This window comes from Paratractidigestivibacter sp., from assembly GCF_052362415.1.
Lineage (GTDB): Bacteria > Actinomycetota > Coriobacteriia > Coriobacteriales > Atopobiaceae > Paratractidigestivibacter.
This window is the reverse complement of sequence record NZ_DAWEMK010000078.1, coordinates 4,925-8,606: the sequence shown is the minus strand read 5'-3', so window position 1 is coordinate 8,606 and position 3,682 is coordinate 4,925. Positions and strand designations below refer to the sequence as shown.

Below are 3,682 nucleotides of genomic sequence, written 5' to 3'. Positions count from 1 at the left end.
AGCGATCTCGTACTCGTCCTCCGTGATCGCGCGCGCGAGGTCCCCGCCAGCGCGGCGGCATTCCTCGCTGGGCGTGTACTGGTTCATCAGCGAGAGGTCGCAGGAGTTGCCGGCAATTCCCCAGACGCGCTCGAGGACGCGAAGGGTGTCGTCGAGGTGGCCGGGAAGCATCAGGTGGCGCACGATGACCCCGCGCCTCATGAGCCCGTCGTCGTCGACGAGCCTGCCGCCGGCGGCCTCGACGGCGGAGATCATCTCGGCAAGAGCGGACGCGGCCACCTCCGGGTAGTCGCGGGCGCAGGAGAGCGATCCTGCGAGCGCAGGGTCGGCGTACTTGAAATCGGGAAGCCACACGTCCACGACGTCGGCCATGGCGCGCACGGTGTCCACGAGCTCGTAGCCGCCGGTGTTGCAGACGATGGGAAGAGCAAGGCCCTTCTCGCGGGCGAGGAGGACGGACTCGCGAACCGTCGGAGCGAAGTGGAGGGCCGTCACGAGGTTGATGTTGTTCGCGCCCTGACCCTGCAGGTCGAGCATCATGCCCGCGATTCGCTCGGGCGTGACCTCGACGCCGAAGCCGCCGGTGGATATCTCGTGGTTCTGGCAGAACACACAGCGCAGCGTGCAGCCCGAGAAGAAGATCGCGCCGCTGCCCGACTCGCCGGAGATCGGCGGCTCCTCCCAGAAATGGAGGGCGGAGCGGGCGGCTCGAGGGGCCGCGGTCATGCCGCAGAAACCGGTCTTGCCGCCATCTCGGTCGGCGCCGCATCGCCTGGGGCACAGGCGGCAAGCGGAGTAGGGCTTCTCGCCGAACGGCGAGCTCGCGGGGGCGCCCACTATTTATCGCGCTCCCACCAGTGCTGCTCGGACTGTTTCTCGGCCTCCGCCTCGAAGGCATCGTCGGCGGGCGAGATCAGCTCGTCCTTGCCCGTGCGGGGATTGTAATGGTGCAGAAGCACCGGCTCGAAGAGGTGAAGCTTGTGCGCAAAGAGGAACGACGCCGCGGCGAGCGCGCAGAAGATCCCCACGCGGGGCCACGTGCCGACCTGCGTCATGACCACGGACCCGAGGCAGAGCATGAGGGTCCAGGCGTACATGACGAGCACCGCCTGGCGCTGGTCAAAGCCCTCGTCCATGAGGCGGTGGTGGATATGGCCGCGGTCGGCCTGGCCGATGCTCACGTGCGCGCGGGTGCGCCGGACGATGGCCGAGAGGGTGTCCAGGATGGGCACCGCCGCGATAACGAGCGGCACGATGATCGTCGTCAGGCCCGCGAAGCGCGTGACGGAGAGCAGTGACGAGCAGCCGAGCGCGAAGCCCAAGGTGAGCGAGCCGGAGTCCCCCATGAATATCGACGCAGGATGGAAATTGTAGCGAAGGAACCCGAGCGAGGAGCCCGTGACCGCGATGGAGAGCGCGGCGGCGTCGAGCCTGCCAGCCATGACCGAAAGAACGAACATGGTGAAGCTCGCGATGGCCGAGATCCCGGCGGCGAGCCCGTCGAGCCCGTCGATGAGATTGATGATGTTCACGTAGGCGACGAGGTAGACGACCGTCACCGGGTACGCCATCCAGCCAAGCGAGATGAACTCGGGACCGAGCGGGGACGATATGTCGCCGATGACGAGGCCGCCCGCGACGGCGATCACGGCCGCGAACACCTGACCCGCGAGCTTCTGGGCCGGCTTGAGCGAGAACTTGTCGTCCAAAAGCCCGGTGCCGAAGATCACGCAGAACGCCAGGACGAGCATCCAGTAGTTGACCCGCAGCTTCGGCGAGGGAACGAGGACGACCGGCCATCCAAGGAGCATCGTCCCGACGTACTGGACGGCGAAAGCGGCCGCGATGCCGCAGAAGATGGCGATGCCGCCCATGCGGGGGACCGGGACCTTGTTCACACGGCGGCCCGTGGGCTTATCGATCGCGCCGAGCTTGACGGCGATCCTACGCGCGAGCGGGGTCGCCGCGAGCGAGGTCAAAAGCGCCGCGGCAAAGAGGGACGAGAACGGTATCCAATCGGGAACGAATCCGCCCAACTGCCCTCTCCCCTCTTATTATGATCCGATTCGACGAAGCGCCGCGCGGCGGCGCCGGCGGCACAGTTTGGTTATAGCTTACAAGAAGCTCACAGCTCGTGCGAGCGGCGCGCACGAGCGGTCGCAGTCGCTCCACACCCCGGAAAAGCAGCTAAAGTCAAGTCTTTTCCTCGTTCCGGCATCGCATATATTTGAGATGTCGTTCCCCTGCGCCGCAAACTGGGTGAACCGACAAGCGTTACTAGGGAGTCTTAAATCTCGTGTTCAGTACGGGAATTCCCCGTTGATGGGAAAGCCGGAACGCGCGATGCGGACACCCACCTTTTGAAGGTGGGTTCATTATTCGGCGCAGGGGGCGGCTTTTTTGTTGGGTGTGGTTCGAGCACAGAGGCACATGAGCCGGCCGAGGGCCCAGATGGGGCTACAGGCTCGTCTGGACGAGGGTCGGGGTGAATCCGGCGGAGGCGAGGGCGTCGACGATCTGGGCGCGGTGCTCGGTGCCATAGGCCTCGATGGTCACGCGCAGCTCGACGGCGGCATTGCGGTTCGTGCTCACGAACTGGTTGTGCTCGAGCTTGACGACGTTGCCGTTCTGCTCGGCGATGACCGAAGCGACCTTGACGAGCATGCCCGGGCGGTCCGGCAATAGCACGCTCACCGTGAAGATGCGCCCGCGCTGGATGAGGCCGTGCTGGACGACAGAGCTCATCGTGATCACGTCCATGTTGCCGCCGGAGAGAACGCAGGCGACGCGCTTGCCATCGGCCGGGAGGTGCTTGGAGGCCGCGACGGAGAGCAGGCCGGAGTTCTCGACGATCATCTTGTGGTTCTCAACCATGTCGAGGAAGCTCACCACGAGCTCGTCGTCCTCGACGCACATGACGTCGTCGAGGTTCTCCTTGAGGTACGGGAAGACCTTGTCGCCCACCTCGAGGACTGCGGTGCCGTCGGCGATGGTGTTGGCAGAGGGGATCTTCACCGCATGGCCCGCCTCGAGGGCGGCGGTGAGCGAAGGCGCGCCCGCAGGCTCGACGCCGATCACGCGGATCTTCGGGTTGTACAGCTTCGCGAAGGTGGCGACGCCGCAGGCGAGGCCGCCGCCGCCCACGGGCACGAGGATGGTGTCGACGAGCGGCAGCTCCTGGACGATCTCCATGCCGATGGTGCCCTGACCCGTGGCTACGGTCTCGTCGTTGAAGGGCGGGATGTAGGTGAGCCCCTGCTCCTCGGCGAGCTCAACGGCCTTGTTCTTCGCGTCGTCGAAGACGTCGCCGTAGAGGATGACATCCGCGCCGTAGCCCTTGGTGCGCTCGACCTTGATGAGCGGGGTGGTGGTGGGCATCACGACGACCGAGCGCGCGCCGGCGTGGGTGGCGGCGTAGGCCACGCCCTGCGCGTGGTTGCCCGCGCTCGCAGTGATGACGCCGCGGCCGAGCTCCTCGGCCGAAAGCTTCGAGATCTTGTAGTATGCGCCGCGGAGCTTATAGGCCCCGGTGCGCTGCATGTTCTCAGGCTTCAGCCAAACGCGGTTGCCGGTGGCGGCGCTGAGGTAGGGGCTCTCGACGAGCTTGGTCTCGAGCGTGACCTCCTTGACCTTCTCGGAAGCCTCCTCGAACGCCTCGAGGGTGAGCATCTCGGCCATGGCG

General features: G+C 66.0%; 3 protein-coding genes. All 3 read right to left on the bottom strand.

Annotation, left to right across the window (positions count from 1 at the left end; all coding sequences use genetic code 11):
• The coding region (locus ACT84W_RS07890) for a radical SAM protein (RefSeq protein ID WP_444328807.1) at positions 1 to 837 on the bottom strand (837 nt) is incomplete at its 3' end.
• Positions 837 to 2,036 (bottom strand): MraY family glycosyltransferase, encoded by a 1,200-nt coding sequence (locus tag ACT84W_RS07885; protein WP_444328806.1) that lies wholly within the window; start codon positions 2,034 to 2,036, stop codon positions 837 to 839. The genes ACT84W_RS07885 and ACT84W_RS07890, both read right to left, overlap by 1 nt.
• Before the next feature lie 421 nt (positions 2,037 to 2,457).
• Positions 2,458 to 3,682, bottom strand: a 1,225-nt coding sequence (ilvA, locus tag ACT84W_RS07880) for a threonine ammonia-lyase (RefSeq protein WP_444328805.1), incomplete at its 5' end; no start/stop codon positions are given.